Origin of the sequence: Methanococcoides sp. NM1 (assembly GCF_900774285.1) — an archaeon.
Lineage (GTDB): Archaea > Halobacteriota > Methanosarcinia > Methanosarcinales > Methanosarcinaceae > Methanococcoides > Methanococcoides vulcani.
Window position 1 is genome coordinate 39,827 of sequence record NZ_CAAGTW010000004.1, and the last position, 26,276, is coordinate 66,102.

Genomic DNA, 26,276 nt, shown 5'->3' on the forward strand with positions numbered 1-26,276 from the left:
TCTAGTTTTTTACGCTTTATTTTCAGTGGTGGTGATGGTGTTCATGGGACTGGCAGGCATTTTCACGTGTGGCCTTTGGAAGGTTTCCGGCTTCCCATGCCATTATAGCCTCTCCTACTGTTCCTTTAGCACCAACATATACTTCTATGCCAAACTGTTCGAATTGCTGTACAGCCTTGTTCCCAAGTCCCCCACAAAGCATGACATTAACTCCTGCCTGTGACAGGAGCTCTGGAGGAAGCCCCACTCCTCCCATATGTTCACTTTTATTTTCGATCGTTCCAATTTCATTCGTTTCAGTGTCTTTTATGGTGTAGGTCGGTACCCTGCCAAAATGCTGGCCAACGAGATCATCGAGTCCGCCTTTACCACTTGAAGGTACACATATTTTCATCTGATCACCTCATAGTACTGAACTTAACGATTCATTCCTCCGCCTCTGCCGGCTCCACCGCCGCCTCCCATACCTCTGCCGGACCCGCCAGACCTGCCACGTCCACCCATTCCTCTGCCGGGTGCAGCCATAGAAGCATGTGCCTGTGCTGTCGGAGCAGCAGTTTCATTCAACTGACCTTCCTTGTACTGGCGGATCGCATCTTTAACTGAGCCACTGGCTCCGGTCATTACTTTAATTCCGGCTGCGGAAAGGATCGGGAAGGCATTAGGACCGACGTTACCGGTAAGGAGAACATTGATCCCTTTGTCAGAAATGTTCTGGGCAGCCTGTATACCTGCTCCTCCTGATGCTGAAGCTGCCGTGTTGTCAAATGCTTTGAATTCCATAGTTTCCGGATCAACGACGACAAAGTACGGGCACCTTCCAAAACGTGGATCCACTGCTGCATCAATATTTTTATCTGTGGCTGTTACACATATCTTCATATAATTTCCTCATTTCGAATTATCCTTTTGTTGTATAATACTCAGATGAGAGGAAATATATAAAGTTTACTAAAAAGGCCTATATATTTACCCATCGATGAGAGATTATAGAATATGTAATTACCAGGGATAGATGAAATTTTATCCCCGATACAAGTACAAATTCCAGAGGTATTAACATGGATTATGCAAAAATGAGTGAGAAACTTATTGAGGCACTGGAACTTAACGGAAAACCAGTAGCAATATCATTATTGAAAAGAGAAAAGGACATTCCTGAAGGCTTAGAAAAGATAGAAAATCCAAGAAGATACTGCCAGATGCTTCAGGATGCAAGGTTCGATGATAAGGTCACTTTTGCTACCATGGATGAGCATGCCTGCAAAGGTGGTGCTGCAGCTATAGGATTACAGGACTACCCTGACAAGATCAAAACTGGGGAATTGTATTTCGATAAACTGGGAAAGGAAATATCCCTGAGTGTCGCCAAACGTGTTGTAGACAACATGCCAAGACCTGCTCCCGGATCGACCGTTGCAACCATCGTTGCTCCACTGGACAGCACACCAACAAAACCTGATGTTATTATCGTGATCGGAAACACCCTGGTGGCCAGAAGGATCGCACATGCTGTGATCTACAGACGTGGTGGCCGTATGACTGCAAACTTTGCAGGTATCCAGTCCACATGTGCCGATGCTACCGGTTCACCTTACACCACCGGAGAAGTTAACATCTCTATTGGCTGCGACGGTGCTGCCAAGAATGCAGGACTCAAGGACGATGAAATGGTTGTAGGTATTCCTGAAGAACAGCTTGAGGACATTACGAATATCCTGGAAATGAAAGCCGGAGTCTGGAACGACTGGATGAGATCCTAAACATCAAGCACAATGATGCCCTGTAGAACACGTATTTTCTCTACAGGGATATCAAATGCCTTAATAGTCGCTATTTTCTGTTTTAGTTCCCTTATCAGTATCTTATTCTGTTTTTGCTAATGTTGAAACATAAGATCGCCTGAAAAGACGATTTGCTCTTATTCTTGCAGGAATGCTCCGTAGTAAAGCTTATATAAAATCAGTTGTGTACATTTGCAGCACAACCGAAATAAACCACCTTAAAAACTATCAGCAACACTGTTTACAAAAATAAAGTTGTTATGAGCAGTTATATCGAATATAATACAGAGTGATCTATATGGACATCAAGGAAATTAACGAATTTGGAACTCAACTGACCGAAAAGCTCAACCTTAAAACAAAACCGGTTGCAGTCTCACTTATTCCGGAAGGCCACGATATCCCTGAAGGCATTGAAAAAATAGATGAGAAAACAAGACACTGCCAGATGGTAGACATTGTCAGGAAGACCGGAAAGCAGTTCTACTCCACAGCAGATGATCAGATGTGCAAGGGAGGATCTGCTGTCATGGGGTTGCAGGAAATGCCACACAAACTGGCTACCGGGGACACCTACTATAATCTCAAGCGTTTTAGCACCATCAATGCAGCAAGACGCACAATGGAAAAAGTTACAAAAGTAGCACCCGGATCCACAAAAGCGGCCCTCTACGGCCCACTTGAGACAGTAACATTCAAGCCTGATGTTGTTGTTATCGTCGCTTCACCAAAGCAGGTCATGCAGCTTTCCCAGGCACTTCTCTTTAAGTTCGGTGGCAGGGTCGAAGCAAGCTTTGCAGGCATCCAGAGTGTCTGTGCAGACGGAGTTGTCCTTCCATACAAGGAAGGCAAGATCAGTGTAACAGTTGGATGCGGAGGAAGCAGGAAATTCGCAAACATCACAGAAAATGAGATGATCATTGGAATCCCTGTGGAAAGGCTTCACGATCTCGTGGAAGCTGTGAATGAGATGTTCGCCTGAATGTCTTGTTCAAAATTCAAAATAACATCAATCAACTAAAAGTGAAGTAATGCATGAACCTATCCACAAAAAAAGTGTAGATCTGTCATGCTTTTTTTATTTTTGTTTAATTTTTCTGTTATAAGTCATCGCGGCCATATAGGGCATTATCAGCTTCCCTTAATTTATCCCTCATTTGTTTTGTCCCGGCATCATCCGGTTTTAACCTGAGGGCTTCATTATATGCTTCAATGGCACCGGCACGGTCTCCAAGAAGCCGCAAAGCTGTACCCTTGTTCTTCCAGACCACATGACTTTTCCCATAACCAAGGTCCAGCAATCTGTTAAAACATTGTAATGCTAGCGTATGCTTTCCCATCATGATGTATGTGATCCCTTTGTTCGAAAGTGCGACACTATTATCCGGTTCCAGTTGCAAGCCCCTGTCAAAACAATCACATGCCTTCTTGTGATCCTTCTCATCCCTTCCGGCAGCAATCCCCATTTTAACCCATTCAGCAGCGGATCCGGACCCCTGACGCTTAAGTTTCCTTCTTGCCCTGTTCAATGCATCAGCAGGATCATTCTGGTCCTTCTTCTCATTCTGCCTGTTCAAAGCAGGAGATCCTGGCCTCTGCTTTGAGATCTCAGATAAGTGCTTCCTCTTCGGGATGTATTCAGGTTTGCCAAGCATCTTCCTGAGGATCATTATTGCTGCATCCTTATCCAGAGGATTATTGTTATTACCACACTTAGGGGACTGAATACAGCTTGGGCATCCGTCCCTGCAGGAACAACTCTCAATGGCCTTCAGTGTCACTTCGAGCATTTCGACGATCCTGCCATAACCTGCTTCAGCATACCCGACACCTCCGGCATGACCGTCATAGACAAAGATCCCGCTCTTCTTCTGCAGGTCACTATGTTCAGGAGTGGACACTCCACCCACATCGTTCCTGTCGGCAAGAAGATGAAGCGGATACATCGCTATAATGGCATGCTCGATGGCATGGATGCCACCATTGAAATCCCTCTCATGCTTTTCCACAAGGTCAGTAAAATCCTCAGGAAGCTCAAGCCAGAGGGCTTCGGTCTCAAGGCTGAACTTCGGCATCGTGAGGGATGATTGGCCGATCTCCTCATCGGTACGTTGCCTGAACCTCTTGAAGCCTGTCACCTGCTGAGTGACATCAACATCACCAAAACCAACAGTGACACCATCACAGGTCTGAAGAGGCTTCGTATCGATCACGTCCACGATATGTATGTCTGAAGCTACCTGTGACCTTGTGTAATAGCCATCCCTTGCCTTCTCCACCCGGATGATCTGTTTCTCATGGTCAAGTTCAGTAACAGAATAAGGAGTGCCTTTATTGATGTAGACAGCACCCTTGAAAGCTTCCCTGTATGCCCTTAGTCTGCCAATATCCTTTTCGAGGGGAGCACGGCTTCCTTTCTCAAAAATGGTATAACCATCGCCTTCAATTCCCCTGATGGATACACGCATGTGTGCCTTGCCGTCCGTGCAACGTTTTTCACGTTCACCTTCAAGCAATCCTTCCTCTTCAAGCACTTCCATTATCTCGGCAAAATCACTGCCGAAATACTTCTCATCCTCCGGTCTCAATGCGATCTCCCTTGCTGCACAGAGCAGATGGCCAGCCTGAATATAACGATTAGAGACATTGATCACAGCCTCTTCGCAATCCTTCTTGAAAAGGTCAGTTGGATTTCTCATGTAATACTGGTCAAGTGCATTGGAATCCGCGACAAGGGCAACAACACTTTCACGACTCCCACGTCCTGCACGGCCGGATTGCTGTCTTGCACTCATTATGGTTCCCGGGAACCCATCCATGATGCAGGCATCCAGACCTCCTATATCGATACCAAGTTCAAGAGCCGTAGTCGAGATGACACCTGCGATGTTCCCGTTCGAAAGTCCCTTTTCTATTGCTTCACGCTCGTTCCCGTGATAGCCGCCCCTGTAAGGACTGATGGTCTTTTGGTCACCTCGCTGCTCAAGTCTCTGCTTTGCTTCAACGTACATCCTTTCAACTTTCTGCCTTGATCTTGCAAAGACAATGGTCTGCAGGTCATTCTGTACAAAAGTGGTGAAGAGATCGACAGTCTCACCGAAACTTGCTTTCCGGAGAGTGAAATTATTGGAGCGTGAACGGGAATAAAGAGGAGGATTCCAGAAAATGAACTTCTGCATTCCACTACCTGAACCATCCTTATTGACCAGTGTCACATCCTTGCCTATCAGGGCAGAAGTGTGTTCTTTCGGATTTCCAATGGTAGCTGTACAGCAGATGTACTGGGGTTTTGATCCGTAATGATCACAAACACGATTAAGCCTCCTGAGCAGGTTTGCCATATTGCTTCCCATGACACCGCTGTAGGAATGGCTCTCATCCAGAACAATGAACTTCAGGTTCGAGAGGAACTTCTTCCATTGGTGCTTCCATTGCAGAAAGCTCAAATGGAGCATTTCCGGATTTGTGAACATTATCCTGGGATTCCCGTACTTTACAGCGGATTTCTCCTCAGAGGACATGGTACCGATGAACCTGTTGATGTTCATCTCGATGCCCATGAGATCACGAAAGTCCCTGAATGTATCAAGCTGGTCATTGACCAGTGCATTCAGGGGTGAAATATAAAGAGCAGTTGCATTTGGATCTTCCATCAATGTCTCGAAGATAGGAAGCATATAGCACAGGGATTTGCCGCTTGCTGTGCTGGTGGACAGGACAAGGTCCTCACCTCTTTTTGCTGTCCCGATGGCCTCTGCCTGATGAGTGTAAAGTTTCTCAATGCCCATTTCACTGAGACCATACATTATCAATGGTTTTAGTGCCACCTCCCCGTATTCCGGCTCCTTTGAAGGAATCGTTTCGACATGAACGATCTGGCCTTCATACCTGCGCGAGGAACGGATAACATTGATAAGTTCAGGGACATCCATTGTAGTGCAACTCCGTGATTCATAACAGAATTGATGATACTTAAAATAGTGCGAAATGGTTCCATCTTGGAATTTATCAGTGAATGTAAACCAAACTTTGATAAGTGGAGCACATAACACTATCCAAAGAGAATAAAACAAAATATTTTATGATGCCTGTTTATGTGACTGAAAGGAATGAATTAGAACTAATATTGTCTTGTTTATGATCCTCAAGACTGCTTAAAGCAAAAATTGATTTAAAAATTAATCCAAAAATAGATCGTGCGATCATGATAGAAATATTCTATTTAACCGCACATTTCACATTGATCTTTAAAAAATATTATTATTCACATCCACTTAGTCTTTTTTAGATGGTTTGTGTTTCTGGAAGCATTCCCTGCAGTATACCGGTCTGTTTGGGTCCGGTACGAAAGGCACTTCTGTTTCCTGACCGCAGTTAGTACATTTTGATTTGTGCATATCTCTTGGCCCTTTGAAATCTATTTTTTTCATTTGTTTTCCTCCCGTTGTCATTTATGAAATATTTAAATTTCACTCAATATTTTATTGAAGCTACTTGTTCAGTTTGCTTGCAGGGTGCAATAGGTTGGTCATAGCACATGAACTGGCCATAACCTTTCTGCCAGATACTGATCTTCTGTATCATTTCTCTTCATCAATATTTCAGCATAAGTATAAACGTCAATATTGTATTGATTCAGAAAATCTGCAATACCCCGAATTGCATTTCCCCACTAAAAAAAGGTGTTCAATTTAATATATATTTATTGGAAGATCTCAAGATGGATCTATTGAGGAAGAAGATCATTGATATGCCATACACTGAATGGAAGAAGGTGGGTTTCTCAAAAGGAACATTGCATTATATGAAGAAAAATGCTAGGAGTGATAAGCCGTTCACTCTCAATGCTCATGTCAGAGATAGGTTGGAAATGTGGTGAAGGTTACTGCTGAGTTTAAGGCTATGATGAAATCAATTCGAGATTTCACGAATGTCGGAGTTCTGTTCTAACACCAAAAAACTTGACAACGTCATAAAAAAGAAAAGAGGAAGTGAAGTGTTAACCTCTCTTCCTCATTAGCAGATGCACTCCAACCAATATCAGGATCAACGATCCTGTTGAGATCCAGGGTATTCCCTTGGGCTCTGGTTGTGTATCCTCATCCTCGGCTGCAGAGATAGCCTCCTCTGATGGTGGTGTACTGTCTTGTATGGATACACTTTCATCTTCTTCTGCAAAACCGACTATCGCAAATGGTGAGAATCCCGGAGTTTCTGCTTCGAAGTAGATGTATGAATCATCTTCTCCGACCTTCATGGTATTTAGGGCATTCCATTTGCCTTCACTGTGACGATATAATGCTATTGAATTCTCATCAATGCCGTTCTCTATCAACCAAGCTTTTGCTACACTGAAACCTATTACAGGATCAGCAATATTATCTTCAGTAGCAAATCCTGATTTACCAACCCATATGTTAAGGTTGCTATAGACAACACCTGGAGCACTTTCATCAACCATTGCAGATTTGTTCTTAAGCACTTCAACAATTGCTGAAACCCTTCCGTAATTTCTCAGTGCAGAGAAGTTGATGTACTGAATTGCATTCTGCTCTTCATCGAAGGCATAGCTAATTTCAAGTCCACCCACGATGTTCTCTGTTTTCACCTCCTTTAATGCGATGTTCTCAAAGGCTTCGCCGGTTGCTCCACTTCCACCGCCGCCACCGCCGTTACCGCCGGAGGAAGTTCGTGTAACATTTACAGATGTTGTGTTGGTGTTTCCAGCGGCATCGGTAACGTTTGCATAAATGGTGTTAGCACCCATGACCAGAGGTACCGTTGTCGTGAAGGTGCCGTTGAAATTTAGAATTGTGGTTTCTGCAGCAATGTCATTCACTGTAACCAATGGCAGCGATCCGGTGCCATTGACAAGACCTGAGACCGCAATTGAGCTTGCCGTTGTGGAATATCCATCCGCCGGCGAGGTTATACTGATCACTGGCAGGAGATTGTCAACGACAATACTAAGCGGCAGGTAGTCAAATTCAGTTTCTGAGAGGTTGCATTGCTCGTCACAGATTCCATCCTTGTTGGAATCTGCGGTGTCAACACTGAATCCTGTTCCATTAGGATGTACCCAGTAGTTTCCACCAAGGAGAGAACCTCCAACAATGTTTGTTCCAACAGTCTTGGTAATGTTCCAGATATTCCCGGAATTGGTGCCATTATATTCAACGTTATTTGTATTGTTGAAGTAGTTGTTGTAGATGAGACTGTTACTGGAATCCTCAAGATAGATACCATCGTCAGAGTTATTCGACACAATGTTACTGCTCAGCGTGTTGTTGCTGGAATTCAACAGAGCGATGCCGAAAAGGTTGTTCGAGTTTGCAGTGTTATCGTTCAGCGTGTTGTTGCTGGAAGAATTCAGATAAATGCCGCAATTGTTGTTCGATTCAGTGTTATTGCTCAGCACGTTGTTGCTGGAATTCAACAGTATGATGCCCCAATCGGCGTTCGAGTTTGCAGTGTTATCGTTCAGCATGTTGTTGCTGGATTCCGACAGACCGATGCCGATAAAGTTGTTCGAGTTTGCAGTGTTATTGCTCAGCATGTTGTTATTGCTGAATTTTCCTAGACTGATACTGATCAAGTTTTCCGAAACATTGTTATTGCTCAGCGTGTTGTTGCTGGAAGAATTCAGCCAGATGCCGCCAAGGCTGTCCGATGCGGTGTTATCGTTCAGCGTGTTGTTATCGCTGGACTGTTCCATCCAGATGCCCCAAAAGTTATTCGACACAATGTTACTACTCAGCGTGTTGTTGCTGGACTCGACCAAAACGATGCCGATAAAGTTGTTCGATTCGGTGTTATTGCTCAACGTGCTGTTGCTGGAAGAATTCAGCCAGATGCCGCAATTGTTGTTCGATAAGCTGTTTTCAGCAATAGTGCAGTCCTCAAGTCCACCAAGACCTATTCCAAAACCACCAGTTGCGCCTGTCACATTAAAGCCGCTGATAGTGACGTTGTCTGCAGTCAAGTAAAATACGTGATTGTTTGGATCGGCAGCTTGGACAATGGTATCAAACGGAATCCCAGACTGTGAGATGACCGTTAGTTCCTTGTTCACATACACATTCTCGGTGTAGGTTCCCGGGTAGACAAGAATCGCATCCCCATCAATTGTAGTTGCATTATTTACAGCAGCCTGTATCGAAGTAAAATCTGCTACTGGTCCTGTGCTGTTGTTCACCGTGAATGTGCCTGCGGATGCTGTTCCAATGGTCATTAATACTAAAGCCATTCCAAAACAAATCATCATATTCTTTTTTATTCTCATTTGTACGCCCCCACAAAATCATTTATATTTTATCTATTTAATTAATTACAGCCGAAACCCCCGTTTACAGCTGTTTTTTGGTAAGAAAATTAATGTCAGTACACCCAAACTCACTTAGAAGTCTGACATTATAATATTTAGTCACGTTGATGTGAAATATTCAGAGGCTATTAACATTTTCACTCCACTGTTTATTCGATCATCCCTTTGAAAAAACACTGCGTTTGTGTGAGTTGTATACACAACCTATTATTACATTCTACTATTTTGCAGAGCGACATTTATTGAACTCTCCTCAATTCTCTCTCAAATTCTATGAAGAATTCGGCTTTTTGTTTACCTCTTTTAGCTTCTTCATGATTGGGGTCTATCTTAAGTGCCTTCTTAAAGCAGTTTAATGCCCCATAGTAATCGGGGGGCTCTGGCTGCCACATAAGCGTAATACCTTTGTAATACCAGGCGTCAGCACAAGCGTCAGCAGTATTTGGATAGAGCTCGATTGATTTATCTAAACAATCAATTCCTTCTTCATATGTATTTGGTCTTCTAGAAAGTAGAAATCCCTTGTTGAACCAGGCATCAGCATTATCTGGGTTTAGCTCGATTGATTTGTCAAAACATTCAAGTGCTTCAGGGTAGCTGGACAGACTAAAAAGAGCAAATCCTTTGTTATTCCATGCATCAGCATGGTTTGGGTCAATCTCAAGTGCCTTATCAAAATATGTGATTGATTCTTTATACTGATCATTGGCCTGAATTATTGCATATTTTGTGATAGCTCTTTCTGAATTGTAATTAGCAAGGTTTTTGATGGTGTTTCCTTTGTTGTTCCACAAATCAGCATCATCTGGGTTTATTTCCAATGCTTTATCAAATGATTCGCTTGCATTTTCAAATTCGTTCAGTTTATCAAGAGTAAGGCCTTTGTTATTCCAAGCATCAGCATGGTTAGGTTCAATCTCAAGTGCCTTATCAAAATATGTGATTGATTCTTTATACTGATTAATGACCTGCATTTTTGCGTATGTTGTGACAGTTCTAGTGTAATCTGAATTGTAATTAGCAAGGTTTTTGATGGTGTTTCCTTTGTTGTTCCACAGATCTGCATCATCTGGGTTTATGTCCAATGCTTTATCAAAGGATTCGCTTGCATTTTCAAATTCATTCAGTTTATTAAGAGTAAGGCCTTTGTTATTCCAAGCATCAACATAATCTGGATTTATCTCCAGTGCTTTATCAAAATATTCTAATGCTTTATCATACTCATTTAGTTCATAAAAGGCAAGCCCTTCATTATTTAATGTTACCTCATCCTCAACCGCTGGGAGTTCTTCATGCTCTGCTGTTTCACTTACGTTTAATTCAGCGGTCTCGTTGAGAGAGAGGTTTTCTGCAGGAGATACTGTTTCTTCCCCAGCACATCCCGACATAAAGACAATACATAAAATCAAAGAATAAATTATCCAACTCTGCTTCTTTTGCATATACACTCCCCCATAGAGTTATTTAAATGTCACACTCATAATTTTGCACGCATATAGTATTTATTTTTTGGACATATATATTTTTTGAAATCTAATTTTAAATTATGATAGTGTTTTTTAGGATACATTTTAAAGTAATTTTATTTCCAGAACATCTCCAACTTTTCAGAAATCTAGCGTTGTCCTTTTAACTCAAATCGGTTATGCAAAACACCCACAAAACCCAGTTGCCATATTTTCTTTGTATATATCCCGAACTACTTATGCGGGGATATAGGGAAAATGGGAAAAAGCAACTCCTAAAACTTTCTAATAATACCCTGCTAGTAAGATAGTTTACTTGCGAGTTATTTTAAGGAAGTCTTGCGGATTTATTCCAATTCTCCAACCTCTCCCTCACATGAGCATTGAGAGTAAACGGCTTATCACTCTTTGCATTCTGCTTCATGTAATTTCTTGAAGGACCCTAATATTTATTAATGCAAACTCTAATTCTTATATATGAGAACTAATGCGATCCTTGTTATTGTTACACTCGTGCTGATAGCTGTCCTTGGTGCCGGATGTACGGACACTGATACCACTCTTCCTCAGAACCAATCGGAAGCAACGCCGGCCGCCGCACTGTCGCCAGACCCCAGTTCCACTGTATCTCCAGGGGAACTCGTGGCATTCGTCGAGATAGCTTATGAATATGCACACGTCCACGGACAGGAAGCCGCTCTTCGGGAGTTCAATAACCAGACTGGTCAGTTCGTTGACGGCGAACTCTATGTCTTCGCCTACGATACCGAGGGTACCACACTGGCCCTTCCATTCCAGCCCGAGATCATTGGGGCGAACCGGTGGAACATCACGGATGCGAACGGTACCGCATATATCCAGGATATGGCAGCCACCGCACAGTCCAGCGGGGGCTTCGCCCGGTATCTCTATGTAGACCCTGCAGATAACTTCACGGTCAAACAAAAACTCAGTTACGTGATGATGGTGGACAAGGGGTGGTTCATCGGAGCCGGCAACTACGATTCTCAGGAGGATTCGCCGATCGTGAGAACGGGCACAGATCCTCAGGTAAGAGAGAGCCTGGAATCCTTTGTAGGGGAAGCGATTGAGTATGCTCATACGAACGGACAGGATGCCGCGATCGCGGAGTTCAATGACCAGAACGGTACGTTTGTACGCGACAATCTCTACATCTACGCCTTCGATTATAATGGAACGACCTTGGCGCTCCCCCATCAGCCCCAGTTGATTGGAACCGATCTCTCCGGGCTTCAGGATCCATACGGGGTTAATTACACCCGAGTCGAGATCCTCCTGGCGCAGCACGGCGGGGGTTTCATCTTCTACCACTACTACAACCCATCCCACAATATGACCCTTGAACCCAAGATGAGCTACGTTCAAAAGGTCGACGATACATGGTGGCTCGGCGCGGGGGTCTATTTGAACTAATAACGGGGACGGATGCATCCATATCCTCTTCAGTTCCCGGATGAATCCATCTCTTATCTCTATACACCTTTCGAAAGTATAGATTATGTGGGACAGAATAGCTTTGCACAACAGTCGTTGCTCAAGGATTTTAATGCCTCACAAAAAATTATAGCATTGATAACAAAAAAACCGTATCTCAAGACCAATCCAAGTACCAATGTCCACAGGAGAACATTAATTCATGGGAATTATATCAGGAAACCAGAGTGTTGCGATCATAATTGCATTATATCTGCTTTTTATGCTAGCGATCGGTTTTTACTATTATAAGAGAACCGAGAACCTGTCCGACTATATTCTTGGTGGCAGGAAACTGAACAAATGGGTAACCGCTTTAAGTTCCGAGGCATCGGATATGAGCGGCTGGCTGCTTCTGGGATTACCCGGTTATGCGTACCTTGCAGGAATGGAAGCGATATGGATCGCCCTTGGACTGGGAATCGGAACATACCTTAACTGGAAGTTCGTTGCCAAGAGGCTTCGAAAATATTCAACGGAAGCAGGTGATGCCCTCACAATTCCAGTGTATTTCGAGAACCGTTTCCGTGACAAGAGCAAACTCCTGAGAACGATCTCAGCCTTATTCATCCTGATATTCTTCCTCTTCTACACATCCTCCGGTTTCGTTGCCGGCGGTAAGCTTTTCAGCACGGTCTTCGGGGGCGAATATGTCACAGCGCTTACCATCGGAGTGCTTGCCATCATATTCTATACTTTCATGGGAGGATTCATGGCAGTCTGCTGGACCGATTTCTTCCAGGCCCTGCTCATGATCCTTGCTATTACATTAGTACCTTTAACAGCCATGAACGGACTTGGAGGTATCTCTTCGACAACTGATATCATAAGGACGATCGATCCAAGCCTCCTGAGCCCATTAACAGGTTCTGACGGGACCATGATCTCATTGATGGCAATAGTATCCCTCATGGCCTGGGGATTCGGTTATTTCGGACAGCCACACATCCTTGTGCGTTTCATGGCCATCAACAACCCTGAGGAGATCAAGCAGTCCCGTGCAATAGCCATGTCATGGGTCACCATCTCCCTCGTATTTGCAGTGTTCATCGGTCTTGTCGGAAGGGCCTTTGTTCCCGAATTCCTTGCAGGAGCAACAAGCGAGACCGTGTTCATAGTAATGGTCAATAGCCTCTTCCACCCGGTCGTTGCAGGAGTAATGCTGGCAGCGATCCTGGCAGCCATAATGAGTACTGCTGACTCACAGTTACTTGTGGCATCTTCTGCTTTTACAGACATATACACGCTGCTCTTCAAGTCAGATGCCAGCCAGAGACAACTTGTCTGGATGGGACGGTTCACGGTTATCGGAATCTCCCTTCTTGCATACTATTTCGCACTTGACCCGGAAAGTTCAGTCCTTGAACTTGTAGCTTATGCATGGGCAGGATTTGGTGCAGCTTTCGGCCCTGCCATCATCTTCTCACTATTCTCAAAGAAGATGACAAGGAATGCAGCCCTTGCAGGAATACTCATTGGTGGTATCACGGTCATCGTCTGGAAACAGCTCTCAGGCGGAATCTTCGATCTCTACGAGATCGTACCGGGATTCGTACTATCCAGCATTGCTATCCTGCTGGTTACCAGATTTGGTGAGGAGCCGGAACAGGAAATAAAGGATGAGTTCGAGAAAGTTCAGAGGTCGGTCTGAACTTTTACCTTTTTTGTTTACTTCTAACTATTTCGGCAAATATAAAATAATCAAGCACAGTCCCAACAAAGACGCCTGGTTGATAAAAGTCGAAGGTACACTATCAGATATTAATGAGTTATGGGATGCATTATCAAACGAAGTTACTGCAAGGACTGCCGCTGATGAGATTCTGCAAGACCAAATCTCACAGTTTGGAGAATGGAATGAAAGTTCCTTTAATGCAAGTGAGGAACAGGGGTGTCAATTTCAGATAGCATCGCTTGATAAGATACATGCTGAAAACAAGGATTTCACGCTATTTCCTGGAAATGACATTGAGTATAATCTTCTAAGGAAGACTTTGGAGCTGAACGGTAATTTTGCAGAAAGTATTAAAAAAATACTGATCTTGGGTGATTCCAGATCAAATATAAGAAAATATGCTGGATGAGAAACAAATATTTACCTCTTTAAAAAAGGTGGAATGATAGATCACTCCAAGATTTGTTCATTCTCTTTTGCCCAGGCAGGTTGGTCTATAACAAGGAGCTCAAGGTCAACATCCCCAGTGTTTTCAGTGTACTGCTTTGAGTTTGTAGGTATGTGGGCAAGCTTTCCTTTGCTCAGTTCAAATGGCACATCTTCTATGTAGAGCACACCTTCACCTTCAAGAACATAGTATACCTCGGGGTTCTTCATCCTGTGAGGTTCAATAGACTTTCCTGTGTCGATTATCACATGTGTAAAGCTGTAATCTACATCCAGATCGATGTCAACTTTTGCTGGGTGGATGAGATATCCAACGGATGTGTTTCCATAGCGGGTATAATCAACGTCTTCAAGAGTATTGGTATAGATATAGTCATTAACGTAGAACCCTGATCCCACAAGGTAGGTCTGGTTGTCAAAGGATGCCGCTTTGATGAAGGTGTATTTATTTGAGGGTTCTGTCTCATCGGGTTTTGGCCAGTAGTAATCAATCCAGCCCTCTCCTTCTTCGCTCTGAGCTATGTCTATGAACAGCTGGCCTGTTGGTTTACCGTTGAAATCTTCCAGATTGCTCGTGTCCTGTCCTTCTCTGCTGACATTGGGCGGATATACCATACGTATTCCATCGGTTCTCCAGACAAAGATGTAGAAATCATCATGGAACCACTGACTGTTCTTCTCCCTGAACTGCGGGAAGGCCTGCTCTCCTTCCTCCTCTATTAACTCGACGGCTGAATTGACCTGTGAGGCAGTAAATTCTCTTTGGGAAACCAGTTCATTCTGTTCCTCAATTATACCCTGTTCGTCTTCACCAGTATCATCTGGTTGCACACACCCTGCAACTATAAAGAACATTACAAGGATTAATAGAACGCAAATTACTTTCTTCAGCTCGATCATGTCGCAACACTCCTATATCATGTATTATTTTTAGAACAAACACGACTATTGGTTTAATATATCGTGATTGCTCCCACGACTAAAGTTTGTGGGCTTCTGCGAACTTTCAACCGATGCATTGCAGATCCAATGCAACTGTTTGTTGTCTCGATTCGACACGTTTTCGATTTTACCCTGTGGACTTCCCACAAGAACCACATATCGGAAGTTTAGGAACTTAGTTCGGTTGGCCTTTCTGAGTCTATTCTACTGCTAGAAGCAAAGACCGAACAATGACAATTACAGATACGCATTAAAATTATTTAAGAGTATGTTGATAAAAATGTATATAAGTGAAAACGACGAGCGGTGTAGATTCATCCCTGTTTCATTTCGAAGAAATGAAACTCACGTTAAATCTTTGATTTAACGTAAAGACTGAAGATCGTGGGCTTTCTCTGCCCCTGCACCCATTATCGTAAAAATTGGTCTATCTAAAGTTGTTTAGTGGACCATTCGAGAATCGACATTTGATAATCTGATCTCATGACCCTAGGTAAAACTGGCCAGGGAGTTTTTGATAAAATCCTTTTTTTATAATTGTGATTTGTTAACATATTTAGAGTTTCTTAATATATTTAACATGGAAAATTATTTTCTTTCACAATATACTTATAAAATCAAGTATCATTTTTAACTAGAGGTTCATATTCGTCTGTGGAGACGACAAGGCAGCATTGCCTTTTATTTGTACCTGATGATTTTTGGTATGTTCTGCTTAGTGATACTGATCTCTACAGTTGTAGCTGATCCTAAAGATCATAATGTAATGGAGTGGTACAATATGAAATTAAAATATATGGCAGCATTAGTTGCCTTAATGTTAGTCTTAGGAGCGGGTGCTGCATCTGCACCGCCTGCTGGCCCCGGTCCTGCCACACTTAATTTTGACAAGGATGATGGCCTGACGACAGCAACTGCTGATGCCACAATAACTTACACCTTAAGCTACACAAACACCAACCAGTTCAGTGTGGACAATGTGACCATCACTGACACACTGCCGGCAGGTGTGAACTTTGTATCTGCTACAGGTGGAGGTACGCACAGTGCGGGTGTTGTTACCTGGGACATTGGAACTGTTGCCCCTGGTGCTTCCGGTTCGGTTACACTGACCGTGCAGGAGTTTTCCGGTGTGGAGAGAACACTGGCCAACTCTGCTGCAATTGAAGGCGATGAGGTCGCACGGCTTGTCGAGTGGGATTATACTGAGATCGAACCTGTAGATGTAGATATTGATATCAAACCAGGTTCATAGCCAAATTCCATTAATCCAAACAGCAATGGTTTGATCCCAGTTGCAATATTGGGTTCAGCCGACTTTGATGTAACCAACGTAGATGTAACTACTGTGAAGTTTGGTCCAGCCGAAGCTGTCCCATTCAAAGGTAAGGCAGCATTTGAAGATGCCAATGTTGATGGGTATGTGGATTTGGTGTTTCACTTTAGGGTCAGAGATACTGGAATAACAGAGGATGGTTAGGAAATTTTGAAAGGTAAGCTTCTTGATGGTAGAGCCTTCGAAGGCTCTGACTCAGTGAGAATTGTTCCTCCATGCCTATTAGGTATTCCAATTTAAGGTCGGAGATACTGGAATATTGATTCTGATTCAACATCAGGATATATATTTTTTCTTTCTTAATGATCACAGAGATTGAGATTCTATAATCCAATCTATTATGATGAAGATCAGTTCAAACAAGAAGGATATTAACACTTAAGATTAAAAAACAATGGTGAAGATCACCTTCACATTAATCGATTCTTATGTTCAAATCCTGGGCACCATATTGGAGATTTATGAGCTTCAACCGTTTCATGTTTGATTAAACGATTCAACTTTTTACACGTGTACTCATATCCCCTTTCGCTCGGGAAGGAGGTCCAGTATTTAAAATGTTCACATAAGGTGCAATCGTCGCGTTTTAATTCAGGGTCATGGTAGTCTTCCCATTCTCCACACCACGTATCGACATCAGTTTCGGGGAATCCCTCAAGGAAGGGAGTATGCTTCCGACACTCTCCTTTAGCTGATCCCGAATTTACTTCAATTATTACCCAATTTTTGCAATATAAGCATTTTTTTATTGAATCCATACTACCACTTATATACAAACTTTTAACTCGTATAAAAATATTTGCACGAATACCGATTCACTGCAATACAGCATAAGACGAGAACTTCTTCTTCCGCATCAACACAGAAGCAGCAGCATTCAATGCATCAACCTGGTCGTCGTGCGAACCTTCAGGAAATTGCTCGAGCTATGCTAGAAACGTATTGATCCAGCTACCCTGCACAAGCTTTACATCCTTAAAGATATTCTGGATAATAAAATGGTTTTGACCATCAACGAATACATGGCCGAAACTAAGTATAAAAATCAATATTCGAAACATTTTTACAGAATGAGAAATGATTCTATATTAATGGCAACTGCGAATAAATATCCACCTGTTGATCGTAATGCATTTGAATGTGATTTGATAGGTTTTAGAGAAGTACACAGTCTTTCTAAGACACTTGTTAAAAAAATAAAAGATTCGGGATATGTTCCTGACATCATAATTGCGATAGGCAGAGGTGGGTATGTGCCTGCCAGGCTCGTATGCGATTTTCTACTTTTTGATGACCTGACAACAATAAAGATCGAGCACTACAAAAGGGCAGCAGACATTCAAGAGACGGCAAAGCTAAAGTTCCCACTCTCTGTTGATATTCATGGTAAAAAGATCTTTGTTGTGGATGATGTTACAGATACGGGTAAAACACTAAGTCTTGCCGTAGAATACCTGGAACGCCTTAAACCAGCAGAGATTAAAACGGCAGTCCTCCAGCACAAAACATGTTCAGATTTCGTGCCGGATTATTATGCTGAGAAAATTATTAAATGGCGCTGGATCATTTACCCATGGGCTGCTTACGAAGATCTTACAGGATTTACCGAAAATATAATTGCTGACAGGACTTTAACCCCTAAACAAATTTGTAACGAGTTTGATGCCTGCTACAGTATAACTATAAAACGATCTGATCTGACAGAAATACTTAAAGACCTGAATGAAAGGGGACGTATAGAGTGCATTGATGATAAAGAGAATATGTTATGGAGAAAAGCAAACGTTTCGAAATAAACCGTGGATAAGTAGATTGCAGGTCCTTTGATTTGTATAAAAAATAGTTTAAGGATGTTCCTCCACAACCGCCACGCTCGGTGGATTGTCCTTTTAGAACTCAGTGGTAGTATACATCTTTTAACGTCCATTATCAGGCAAATATACAACTATACTGGATTGGAATGGCAAGCTCCTGACAACAATGTTACCTTCTGAAAGTACTAATGTCAAAACAAAGTTTGCACAGTATCATGCTTATGAAGATAAGGATGCAAGAGTAACGCTTGCCAAGAAGTTCATTGAGGCCAAGTTCTTTAAATCTGAGGCTGTCCTTGCTTACCTTAAACAGAGGTATCCTGGAATAGAGTATGATTTTACTGATGATAAGACTAAACTTGAGAAAGCCAAATCCATAAGAGAGATACTTGGAATTGAAGGTGGTGTTGCTTGGAAGTACTGGAATGAGTATGCTAAAGCTGTTCCTGAACAATATGATTTCAAGGCACGAACTGACAATTACAGAAGGGCAAATGGAGCAGGCGATAAAGTTAATGTAATGCTTAATTATGGTTATGCTTTGCTTGCTGTTATGATTACGGCAGGATCTAAACTGTTCTTGGCAATGGCTGAAGCTAAGGTTAAGGAACTTGGCTCAGTTCATGCATATATGGATACTGATTCTATCTTTGTTCCTCCTGAACATGCTCAGGAGATCATAGATTATTTCCAACCTCTTAATCCTTACAACCTTGATATTAATCTGTTGAAGCCTGAGAAAGAGGATATGTGGTTTTATGGAATTTCTTCAAAAAGATATGCTCTTTACACTTATGGGAATGAAGAAATCAAGTTTATGGAAGGAGAGAGATCTTTCAAATTACATGGACTTGGACATTTAACAAATCCGTTTCCAAAGGCTGTTGATGATTGGCAGGCTGAGATATGGGAAGATATTCTCATGTTGCATTATGGGATGATTTCAGGAACGAATATTGAAGAGAAGTATTCAAGTTTGTATGCTATCTCAAGACTTACCGTTTCAACTGCAAATGTTTTGCATAGGTTTGATACGATTAACAAAGGCAAGGAATGGAAAGACCAGATAAAACCTTTCAATTTCTATCTTGTTGGGTTTCAAGTTGCTGAAGAAGATGGTAAGGCAGTAAAGCCTTTAGCCCCTTATTCAAGTGATTCTCAGAGTGTTGTTTATGATTCGTTTATTGATTATGCAACTGGAGAGGTTAAGAAAGGATCTCATTATTTCAAGCCATTAAGCAGGACAATAATGCAGTATGTGGAACATCTTGAGCATAAGTTTGATGGTAAGGTTGGGATTCTTGAGAGGAAGCATGTTCATGCTGATGGTGTTGTTTACATTGGAAAGGAAGCCAACAATATTGATGAACAGGAATTGAATGTGAAGAAGGCTCAGGTGTTTTTGAACAAAAAAGAAATTATGCAAAAGATACTTGCCTTACCACAAAAGCTGGCTGAAGAATGGGGAGTGGATAGGAAGACTTTCCAGCGAATCAAGAGGAGGATTAAAAAGGGAAGGAATATTAATCTAAGAACTAACGCTGTCGAAAGGTTAGTTAAGCATTTAAACAAATAAAACAGAAATACAAATAAATATTAGAAAGTTTCAACTTTGACTATTTCCCACACAATTATGAGAGAAAAATTGTTTCTTCATAATTGATCTTTTTAAAATTTTATAACCACAACACTTCTAAAAATGTAGATATTATTTTACTACATCAACAATGAAAGATTCTGTGAGGAATACTATTCAAATTCAAAAAATTAAACTTTTTAGGAGAGTGGCATTTTTCTTAGTTACCTATATCCCCGAAAGGTTGTGCGGGGAAAGGGATTCGAACTCTCGTATTTTTGTTTATTTTTCTTTTTTTAGTTTAGTAAAGCACAACATATCTAAGTATAGTGATATATTAACTGAAATGTTTCAATATCGTGAAACTTATTTCCTGTAATCCGGGACCAGCTTCTTCTCCATTGCCGTAAAGATCACATCCAGCGTAAGTGCTATCAGTATCGCAGGAATGGCACCTGCAAGTATCTTCTCATTGTTGAAGCCCACCAGACCGTCAAAGATAAGCTCACCAAGACCACCGCTGCCTATGTAGGCTGTCAGGATAGCTATGCTGTTGATGAGGATGGAAGCGAACTTAATACCTGCAAATATGGCAGGATAAGCATTTGGAAGACGTATATAGCGGAGGATCTGCCACTTGTTAAGACCGATACCGTCCGCATAGTCAAGCATGGAAGTATCCACTGTGGAAAGGCCGATGTAGGTGTTCTTGATGATAGGCAGAAGTGCCCTCAGCAAAATTGCTATCAGAGCAGGATAGAAACCTATGCCGATGAGAGGTACAACAATAGCAACGACAGCGAAGCTCGGCACTGCCTGGGCCAGGTTCGCAAACTTCATGATGACATATCCGACACGCTTGCTGTAAAGGGAAGCAAACGCAAGGGGCAGGGAGATGCAAATGCTGACGAAGAGTGTGGTAAGTAAAAGCACAAGATGCTCACCGGTGTGTCCGAGGATGGTCTCAATGGTTACCATGTGCTATACCTCCTTTGTAGTTTCTTCTCAATGGAACCGGCAAAGCCGTCAAGGATCACTGCCAGAAGACCGGTCCATATACCGGCCACAAGTATGGTTCCGACCTCATAGAGTTGTATGCCGGCTATAAGGGCTGCTCCAAGACCACCTGCTGCGATAAGTCCTCCAAGTGTTACAACACCCATGGTGAAGACAAGAGCTATCCTCAATCCACCAGCTATCATAGGTAAGGACAGCGGAATTCTCACCTTGAACAGTATATCCCGCTGGGAAAGTCCCATTGCATGTGCTATATCCACATACTGCTGGTCGACCTCTTTCAGGCCGGTGTAGGTATTACGCGTGATAGGTAAAAGCGAATAAAGTATAGAAGCCACGATCGTTGGTTCCTCTCCGAGTCCGAATATTGGCAGAAGAAGTACAAGTAACGGGATATCAGGTATAGTTTCCACAACGTTCAGGAAATTGAGAACAGGATGAGCAATTCTGGGTCGGCTATACAGGTAGATACCTAAGCTTACCCCGATGATGGAAGAAATGACAATAGCAATGCTAAACATCGTCAGATGCTCAATAGTACGTGTGGTAAGGGAATTTGCTTCCCAGACGTTCATGAGGTCAGATAGCAACAAAAATTCTCACTCCCTATCAAACCAGTTGCCTGAAGACATCGTTGGGAAACAGGAAACCGCTGATCCTGTCGTCATCTGTAACAAATGCGATCGAATGACCTTTCTCATGCAGGTCCTTAAGTGAAGGCTCAAGAAGCTCATCACTGGCAAATGACGGGACACTAACAGCATGGTCACCAATCGTATCATTTGTCTCCCCCAGACGCATCAGGTCAGGTAGTCTGACAACGCCAACAGGTTCGTTGCCATTAGATACAACAGCAAGCTCGATGTCCTTATCCAACATTGAATCGATCGCTTCATCAACAGCAAGAGATGCAGCATGGACATATTTGTTGTCAAGGGGAGTCATAAGGTCCCTTATCCTCAAAGTATCAAGATGTTTGAACTTTTTCCCGGTATCAACAATACTTGCCACCATATCGTTTGCAGGATGGAAGATCAACTCCTCTGCTGTTCCTATCTGGACGAGCTTTGCATCGTCCATAATGCCTATCCTGTCCGCCAGCTTGAAAGCCTCTTCGATATCATGTGTCACGAAAATAATGGTCTTGCCAAGTTTCTCCCGGATAATACAGAACTCTTCCTGAAGCTGCTTTCTCAGGATAGGGTCAAGTGCACCAAAGGGTTCATCCATAAGCAAAAGTGGTGGGTCCATCACCAGTGCCCTTGCAAGTCCCACCCTCTGTTGCTGGCCTCCACTTAACTGATGGGGGTACCTGTTCATGAACATCTCTGATGGGAGGGAAACAAAATCCAGAAGGTATTTTACCCTTTCACTGATCTTTTCCTTATCCCAGCCTTCCAGTTTAGCAACAAGTCCTATATTTTCAGCTATTGTCATGTGAGGGAACAAGCCGATGTTCTGGATTACATAACCAATGTTCCTCCTGAGAGAAACCTGCTCAAGTTCCATAATATCCTGCCCGTTTATGTGAATAGTACCGGAATCCGGTTCGATCAGACGGTTGATCATACGTAGCGTTGTAGTCTTCCCCGATCCGCTTGGACCAATGAGAATGAGCATTTCCCCGCCTTCAATATCAAGGGTCAGGTCATTGATGGCAAACCTGCCTTCATACTTTTTGGTCACGCCACGAAGCTGGATCGAATCTATCCTGTCGAATATCCTTTTGGATGGCATAAGTAGATCTCAATAAAAAAGCTGTTTCTGCAGCTATACTAAAAAAACAAGAGAATGACAGAGGAATTAGGCCTCTATCAATCTGCTTTCTATCAAATAGTCTCTTGCAATGTCCTCTGCATCACGCTTCTCGACATCGAACTGGTAGTTCAGACCCCTCATTGTGTCTGTGTCGATCTGTCCTTCCAGTTTCTCAAGAGCAGCAACCGCATCAGGGTTTGCATCTGCAAAGTCTGCAGACATCACAATGATAGCATCGTATGGAGGCAATGCATTCTTATCATCATTCAGGATGCGAAGATCGAATAGTTCGTTCCTGGTGTCGGTGGTATATGCTGAAACAACATCAACCTCATCGTTTTTGATAGCCTCGTACATGATGTTTGCAACTGTAGGTTTGACTGCCTTGAACTCAAGACCATAAAGTTCATTGATGCGAGGCAGACCATCTTCACGGTTTGCAAACTCAGGATCAGTGCCTATGATCAGTTCAGATGCATATTCTTCCAGGTCGCTGATGTCAGAGACATTATTTTCCTCGGCCCAATCTTTCTTTACAGCAAGTGCATATGCATCCTCAAAGCCAAGGTCTGCTACGATGACAACACCATCAGCATTGAGGCCTTCCTCGGATTTCTGGTAGACCACTTCAGGATCCCATACTTCAAGTGCAGGTTCCTTCAGGATCTGGCTATATGCAGTACCTGTATACTCCACATACGCATCCACAGTGCCCTGTTTGAGACCTTCATAATTTATGAGAGTGCCTCCAAGACCTTCTTTTACATCGACCTCATAGCCTTCTTCCTCGAGCATGATGGCAGTCATGTGAGCCAGAATATACGACTCCTGGAACAATTTAGAACCAATGACCACTTTTCCCTTCTCACCATCTGCAGGATCTTCAGATTCCGTACATCCACTAAGGATAACAGCCAGAACAACAAAAGTTGTTAATAGAATTTTCCAATTCATTTTTTACCCCTCTTATAATGGAAACTTTTGAATATTTATAAGTATGGTCCATATGATCGATCTTTCGGAGTGCAATCCCTTATTGTAAATAAAAAGAGCTATTATATAAAATTACCAAAATATAAATGGATGGATTGATCTACAATATATTGTATATTATACATAATTAAAAATCGATAATTGATAAATAGATAATAAACAAAAAAAGAATGAAAATGAAAGAATCAATCTGAAATCAGATTGCATCCTTTCCGATCTGTGCGATCGTCTTGTCAATGTCTGCTGCAAGCTCTTCCGGAAGACCGGTTATACCCACATCAAGGAAACCACGAACGATCATTCCTACAGCATTCTCTTCGGAAAGTCCACGTGCCATAAGGTATTCGACCTGCTCCTTTGCGATCCTTCCGACAGCAGCTTCGTGTGTAAGCTCCACATCATCCACATTTGCCTCAAGTATTGGAATTGCGCGCTGTGTACCTTTGTTGCTAAGTACAAGTCCATGACATTCCAGATGACCTTTTGAGTGCAGTTCATTTGCAACCATCTCTCCTCTGGCAGTGATCTTACCGCCGGTAGTGATGGTCCTTGAAACAAGTTCAGCCTTCGTGTTTGGAGCATTGAAAAGTACTCTGCTTCCAAGATCAAGTTCAGAACCGGGGTGTGCAACAGCAATTGTATGGAACCTTGCAAAAGCACCCTCTCCTGCCAGGATAGCAGTAGGATAGGACTGTATCGACCTAACAGGCTTTAGCAGGATATAGTTGTTAACAAATGTTGCACCTTCTTCCAGATGAATAGCAGTTCTTGGACGTACTCCTATATCTTCGGCCCAGTTGTGTATCATTGTGAAGTTAAGGACACCGCCCTTCTTGACATATATCTCGGAGATGCCAAGGTGCATTGCCCTTTCCACGCCTTTTTTGGCAGTACAGCCGGTAATGACATCAAGCTGTGCATCTTCCTCTACAATAAGGATGTTGTGAACGGTCTGTGTCACATCCTCATGGCCCATTACAAGACAGGTCTGCACCGGCATAGAACTTTTCTTACCTGCAGGTGCACGAATGAAATAACCATTGGCATTCTCAAGATAGCTTTTTGCAGTGTACTTGTCAGCATCCACAGAAACGAGCTTCCAGGAATATTCTTCCAGCCAGTCATGTTTCTCCATTGCTTCATGCAAAGACATCAGTTCAATGTCAGGATCACTAATAGACGAATGGGATATTGCATTGTCAAGCATCAGGAAACTGCCTGAACGCTCCTTTTCATCAGGGAGAACACCTACATTTACAAGCGTCTGCTTAAGATCACTATCAAGATCCTCAAGATCATCCGTTAAAGGAACTTCTCTTGTACCGACCTCGAACTCGTTAAGATCGAAGTCCTCTCCATACATTGCAGTCTTTGCTATGGCCTTTTCAGCCTTTTCCTTTAAAGCTGTCCCCGTTTGCATTTAATGCACTCTCCATATCCCTGACTCTTTATTTCCTTGAGCATCTCACGTGGGTGACCTTTGCATATAACAGTACCATTGCAAAGTATGTAACCCATATCAGGCTCAACATAATCCAAAACCTGACCTGTATGTGTTATAACAAGTGCGGAATTTCCTCTCTTGTTATGGTCAACAAAACATTTTGACCTGCTTGCCAGCAGTTCGTCGATGGTCTTGCCTATCTCTTCAATGCTTACAAGGTCAACACCTGACTCTGGCTCGTCGAGCAAGTAAAGGCACGGGTTCTGTGCTGATAACTGTAATAATTCAGATCTCTTGATCTCGCCACCCGAAAAACCAACATTAACGTCCCTTTCCATGAAACGCTCCATATCAAGTTTCTTTGCGATCGCGTCAGTGTTAAGGCTATCTTCAGTGGATATGGCGTTCACAAGGTCCTTGAGCTTAACACCTGTCATGTTAGGTGGTCTCTGGGTCATAATACCCAATCCTCTTTTTGCTCTTTCATCAACTGAAAGGTTAGTTATGTCCTCACCCTTGAATATTATCTGCCCACTAACAACATTGTAACCGCTAAATCCCATAAGCGTCATGAGAAGTGCGGATTTACCAGCTCCATTGGGCCCGAAAAGAACAGTGGTGCTACCCTGCTCTACTTTGAGATTGACCTTGTTCAGGATCGTCCTGCCGCCAATCTCAACTACCAGATCTTTTACCTCGAGCATGTTTCCTCCAATTTTTTGAAGAGATATTAGTTACCTATGAATTTAACACAAAGTTTACAGATTAAACGTAACCAGTTGCTGATCACTAATTTATCTATAGCATTTTTCAAATCAGAACATGAGTATCTGTTACTTAGTTCTATCGACAAAATTGTTCAGGCCGTTAGTCTTATAGACATTACTGATAAGCTTTTGTGTTTGAGTTAACGGCGTGAATATGGGAATTGATGGGATATATAATTTATCTTCGGAAAATGAAAATGAATTCTGGCAAAGTAACCGCTAGCTCCGAAAGACAAATTCTGTGAATTTTTGGGAGTATATATATAAAACTTTGATTTCAAGTTGAAAATGAGGCAAATTGTTTAGACTATTGCTATTTCTTCAACAGACTTTATATGTATTGAGTTTGTTTAATATCATAAACAAATATGCTTATGGTTTGTTATTAAAAAAATTATTTCCACTTTTTTGAATGATAAATTATATTGATCATATTTGG

22 protein-coding genes are annotated in these 26,276 nt (G+C 42.5%); 9 read left to right on the top strand and 13 right to left on the bottom strand.

From position 1 onward, the window contains the following. Positions 1-22 precede the first annotated feature (22 nt). Positions 23-394 carry a NifB/NifX family molybdenum-iron cluster-binding protein gene (locus E7X56_RS04935; protein WP_135605432.1) on the bottom strand — a complete coding sequence of 124 codons (372 nt, stop codon included), beginning with the start codon at positions 392-394 and terminating at the stop codon, positions 23-25. Positions 395-417: 23 nt separating this feature from the next. Next, positions 418-882 carry a NifB/NifX family molybdenum-iron cluster-binding protein gene (locus E7X56_RS04940; protein ID WP_135605434.1) on the bottom strand — a complete coding sequence of 155 codons (465 nt, stop codon included), beginning with the start codon at positions 880-882 and terminating at the stop codon, positions 418-420. A gap of 179 nt (positions 883-1,061) precedes the next feature. Here E7X56_RS04940 and E7X56_RS04945 point away from each other — a divergent pair, with 179 nt between their 5' ends. Continuing rightward, entirely contained in the window at positions 1,062-1,763 is a 702-nt protein-coding gene (locus E7X56_RS04945; RefSeq protein WP_135605436.1) for a DUF169 domain-containing protein, read from the top strand. 319 nt (positions 1,764-2,082) lie between these two features. Further along, positions 2,083-2,766: a DUF169 domain-containing protein gene (locus E7X56_RS04950; protein WP_135605438.1), complete on the top strand. Its 684-nt coding sequence runs from the start codon at positions 2,083-2,085 to the stop codon at positions 2,764-2,766. Positions 2,767-2,884: 118 nt separating this feature from the next. Here the strand turns inward: E7X56_RS04950 and E7X56_RS04955 are convergent, their stop codons facing one another. Beyond that, positions 2,885-5,716, bottom strand: a complete 2,832-nt coding sequence (locus tag E7X56_RS04955) for a DEAD/DEAH box helicase (protein WP_135605440.1) — start codon at positions 5,714-5,716, stop codon at positions 2,885-2,887. A gap of 342 nt (positions 5,717-6,058) precedes the next feature. Then, on the bottom strand, positions 6,059-6,214 hold the full coding sequence (locus tag E7X56_RS04960; protein WP_244603424.1) for a CxxC-x17-CxxC domain-containing protein: 156 nt from the start codon (positions 6,212-6,214) through the stop codon (positions 6,059-6,061). A 290-nt stretch (positions 6,215-6,504) separates the two neighbouring features. Here E7X56_RS04960 and E7X56_RS04965 point away from each other — a divergent pair, with 290 nt between their 5' ends. Beyond that, positions 6,505-6,663: a hypothetical protein gene (locus tag E7X56_RS04965; protein WP_371413349.1), complete on the top strand. Its 159-nt coding sequence runs from the start codon at positions 6,505-6,507 to the stop codon at positions 6,661-6,663. Between the two features lie 120 nt (positions 6,664-6,783). Here the strand turns inward: E7X56_RS04965 and E7X56_RS04970 are convergent, their stop codons facing one another. Continuing rightward, on the bottom strand, positions 6,784-9,066 hold the full coding sequence (locus E7X56_RS04970; RefSeq protein WP_135605445.1) for a NosD domain-containing protein: 2,283 nt from the start codon (positions 9,064-9,066) through the stop codon (positions 6,784-6,786). A gap of 281 nt (positions 9,067-9,347) precedes the next feature. Further along, on the bottom strand, positions 9,348-10,550 hold the full coding sequence (locus E7X56_RS04975) for a tetratricopeptide repeat protein (RefSeq protein WP_135605447.1): 1,203 nt from the start codon (positions 10,548-10,550) through the stop codon (positions 9,348-9,350). A gap of 666 nt (positions 10,551-11,216) precedes the next feature. Here E7X56_RS04975 and E7X56_RS04980 point away from each other — a divergent pair. The 3 genes from E7X56_RS04980 to E7X56_RS04990 all read left to right on the top strand — a co-directional run bounded on the left by E7X56_RS04980 (position 11,217) and on the right by E7X56_RS04990 (position 14,152). Then, complete coding sequence (locus E7X56_RS04980; protein WP_244603405.1) at positions 11,217-12,008, top strand: cache domain-containing protein; 792 nt, start codon at positions 11,217-11,219, stop codon at positions 12,006-12,008. A gap of 223 nt (positions 12,009-12,231) precedes the next feature. Then, positions 12,232-13,719, top strand: coding sequence for a sodium/proline symporter PutP (gene putP / locus E7X56_RS04985; RefSeq protein WP_210409247.1), 1,488 nt, complete (start codon positions 12,232-12,234; stop codon positions 13,717-13,719). Positions 13,720-13,798: 79 nt separating this feature from the next. Further along, entirely contained in the window at positions 13,799-14,152 is a 354-nt protein-coding gene (locus E7X56_RS04990) for a hypothetical protein (RefSeq protein ID WP_135605449.1), read from the top strand. A 41-nt stretch (positions 14,153-14,193) separates the two neighbouring features. Here the strand turns inward: E7X56_RS04990 and E7X56_RS04995 are convergent, their stop codons facing one another. Continuing rightward, the gene (locus E7X56_RS04995) at positions 14,194-15,090 is read right to left on the bottom strand and encodes a cache domain-containing protein (RefSeq protein ID WP_135605451.1); all 897 of its coding nucleotides are present in this window, start codon (positions 15,088-15,090) and stop codon (positions 14,194-14,196) included. Positions 15,091-15,913: 823 nt separating this feature from the next. On the opposite strand from E7X56_RS04995, the gene E7X56_RS05000 reads away from it, so the two are divergent. The 3 genes from E7X56_RS05000 (at position 15,914) to cas1 (ending at position 19,858) form a co-directional block, all read left to right on the top strand. Further along, the gene (locus tag E7X56_RS05000) at positions 15,914-16,387 is read left to right on the top strand and encodes a DUF11 domain-containing protein (RefSeq protein ID WP_210409248.1); all 474 of its coding nucleotides are present in this window, start codon (positions 15,914-15,916) and stop codon (positions 16,385-16,387) included. 1,151 nt (positions 16,388-17,538) lie between these two features. Beyond that, on the top strand, positions 17,539-18,264 hold the full coding sequence (locus E7X56_RS05010; protein ID WP_244603406.1) for a phosphoribosyltransferase: 726 nt from the start codon (positions 17,539-17,541) through the stop codon (positions 18,262-18,264). Positions 18,265-18,448: 184 nt separating this feature from the next. After that, positions 18,449-19,858, top strand: coding sequence for a CRISPR-associated endonuclease Cas1 (cas1, locus tag E7X56_RS12300; protein WP_371413350.1), 1,410 nt, complete (start codon positions 18,449-18,451; stop codon positions 19,856-19,858). Positions 19,859-20,224: 366 nt separating this feature from the next. Here the strand turns inward: cas1 and E7X56_RS05020 are convergent, their stop codons facing one another. The 6 genes from E7X56_RS05020 to E7X56_RS05045 all read right to left on the bottom strand — a co-directional run bounded on the left by E7X56_RS05020 (position 20,225) and on the right by E7X56_RS05045 (position 25,774). Further along, on the bottom strand, positions 20,225-20,836 hold the full coding sequence (locus tag E7X56_RS05020) for an ABC transporter permease (RefSeq protein ID WP_135605457.1): 612 nt from the start codon (positions 20,834-20,836) through the stop codon (positions 20,225-20,227). Beyond that, the gene (locus E7X56_RS05025; RefSeq protein WP_244603407.1) at positions 20,830-21,468 is read right to left on the bottom strand and encodes an ABC transporter permease; all 639 of its coding nucleotides are present in this window, start codon (positions 21,466-21,468) and stop codon (positions 20,830-20,832) included. Before E7X56_RS05025 ends, E7X56_RS05020 begins: the two co-directional genes overlap by 7 nt. Positions 21,469-21,484: 16 nt before the next feature. Then, positions 21,485-22,612, bottom strand: coding sequence for an ABC transporter ATP-binding protein (locus E7X56_RS05030; protein ID WP_135605459.1), 1,128 nt, complete (start codon positions 22,610-22,612; stop codon positions 21,485-21,487). 66 nt (positions 22,613-22,678) lie between these two features. Continuing rightward, positions 22,679-23,587, bottom strand: a complete 909-nt coding sequence (locus tag E7X56_RS05035; protein ID WP_135605461.1) for a glycine betaine ABC transporter substrate-binding protein — start codon at positions 23,585-23,587, stop codon at positions 22,679-22,681. 235 nt (positions 23,588-23,822) lie between these two features. Beyond that, entirely contained in the window at positions 23,823-25,046 is a 1,224-nt protein-coding gene (locus E7X56_RS05040; protein ID WP_135605463.1) for a SufD family Fe-S cluster assembly protein, read from the bottom strand. Further along, positions 25,025-25,774 carry an ABC transporter ATP-binding protein gene (locus E7X56_RS05045; RefSeq protein ID WP_135605466.1) on the bottom strand — a complete coding sequence of 250 codons (750 nt, stop codon included), beginning with the start codon at positions 25,772-25,774 and terminating at the stop codon, positions 25,025-25,027. Before E7X56_RS05045 ends, E7X56_RS05040 begins: the two co-directional genes overlap by 22 nt. Between the last annotated feature and the right edge of the window lie 502 nt (positions 25,775-26,276).

Excerpts from the sequence above, each read along its gene's own strand:
- E7X56_RS04935 (WP_135605432.1), bottom strand. The coding sequence starts at position 394 with ATGAAAATATGTGTACCTTCAAGTGGTAAAGGCGGACTCGATGATCTC.
- E7X56_RS04940 (WP_135605434.1), bottom strand. The coding sequence starts at position 882 with ATGAAGATATGTGTAACAGCCACAGATAAAAATATTGATGCAGCAGTG.
- E7X56_RS04945 (WP_135605436.1), top strand. The coding sequence starts at position 1,062 with ATGGATTATGCAAAAATGAGTGAGAAACTTATTGAGGCACTGGAACTT.
- E7X56_RS04950 (WP_135605438.1), top strand. The coding sequence starts at position 2,083 with ATGGACATCAAGGAAATTAACGAATTTGGAACTCAACTGACCGAAAAG.
- E7X56_RS04955 (WP_135605440.1), bottom strand. The coding sequence starts at position 5,716 with ATGGATGTCCCTGAACTTATCAATGTTATCCGTTCCTCGCGCAGGTAT.
- E7X56_RS04960 (WP_244603424.1), bottom strand. The coding sequence starts at position 6,214 with ATGAAAAAAATAGATTTCAAAGGGCCAAGAGATATGCACAAATCAAAA.
- E7X56_RS04965 (WP_371413349.1), top strand. The coding sequence starts at position 6,505 with ATGGATCTATTGAGGAAGAAGATCATTGATATGCCATACACTGAATGG.
- E7X56_RS04970 (WP_135605445.1), bottom strand. The coding sequence starts at position 9,066 with ATGAGAATAAAAAAGAATATGATGATTTGTTTTGGAATGGCTTTAGTA.
- E7X56_RS04975 (WP_135605447.1), bottom strand. The coding sequence starts at position 10,550 with ATGCAAAAGAAGCAGAGTTGGATAATTTATTCTTTGATTTTATGTATT.
- putP (WP_210409247.1), top strand. The coding sequence starts at position 12,232 with ATGGGAATTATATCAGGAAACCAGAGTGTTGCGATCATAATTGCATTA.
- E7X56_RS04995 (WP_135605451.1), bottom strand. The coding sequence starts at position 15,090 with ATGATCGAGCTGAAGAAAGTAATTTGCGTTCTATTAATCCTTGTAATG.
- E7X56_RS05000 (WP_210409248.1), top strand. The coding sequence starts at position 15,914 with ATGAAATTAAAATATATGGCAGCATTAGTTGCCTTAATGTTAGTCTTA.
- E7X56_RS05010 (WP_244603406.1), top strand. The coding sequence starts at position 17,539 with ATGAGAAATGATTCTATATTAATGGCAACTGCGAATAAATATCCACCT.
- cas1 (WP_371413350.1), top strand. The coding sequence starts at position 18,449 with ATGTTACCTTCTGAAAGTACTAATGTCAAAACAAAGTTTGCACAGTAT.
- E7X56_RS05020 (WP_135605457.1), bottom strand. The coding sequence starts at position 20,836 with ATGGTAACCATTGAGACCATCCTCGGACACACCGGTGAGCATCTTGTG.
- E7X56_RS05030 (WP_135605459.1), bottom strand. The coding sequence starts at position 22,612 with ATGCCATCCAAAAGGATATTCGACAGGATAGATTCGATCCAGCTTCGT.
- E7X56_RS05035 (WP_135605461.1), bottom strand. The coding sequence starts at position 23,587 with ATGAATTGGAAAATTCTATTAACAACTTTTGTTGTTCTGGCTGTTATC.
- E7X56_RS05040 (WP_135605463.1), bottom strand. The coding sequence starts at position 25,046 with ATGCAAACGGGGACAGCTTTAAAGGAAAAGGCTGAAAAGGCCATAGCA.
- E7X56_RS05045 (WP_135605466.1), bottom strand. The coding sequence starts at position 25,774 with ATGCTCGAGGTAAAAGATCTGGTAGTTGAGATTGGCGGCAGGACGATC.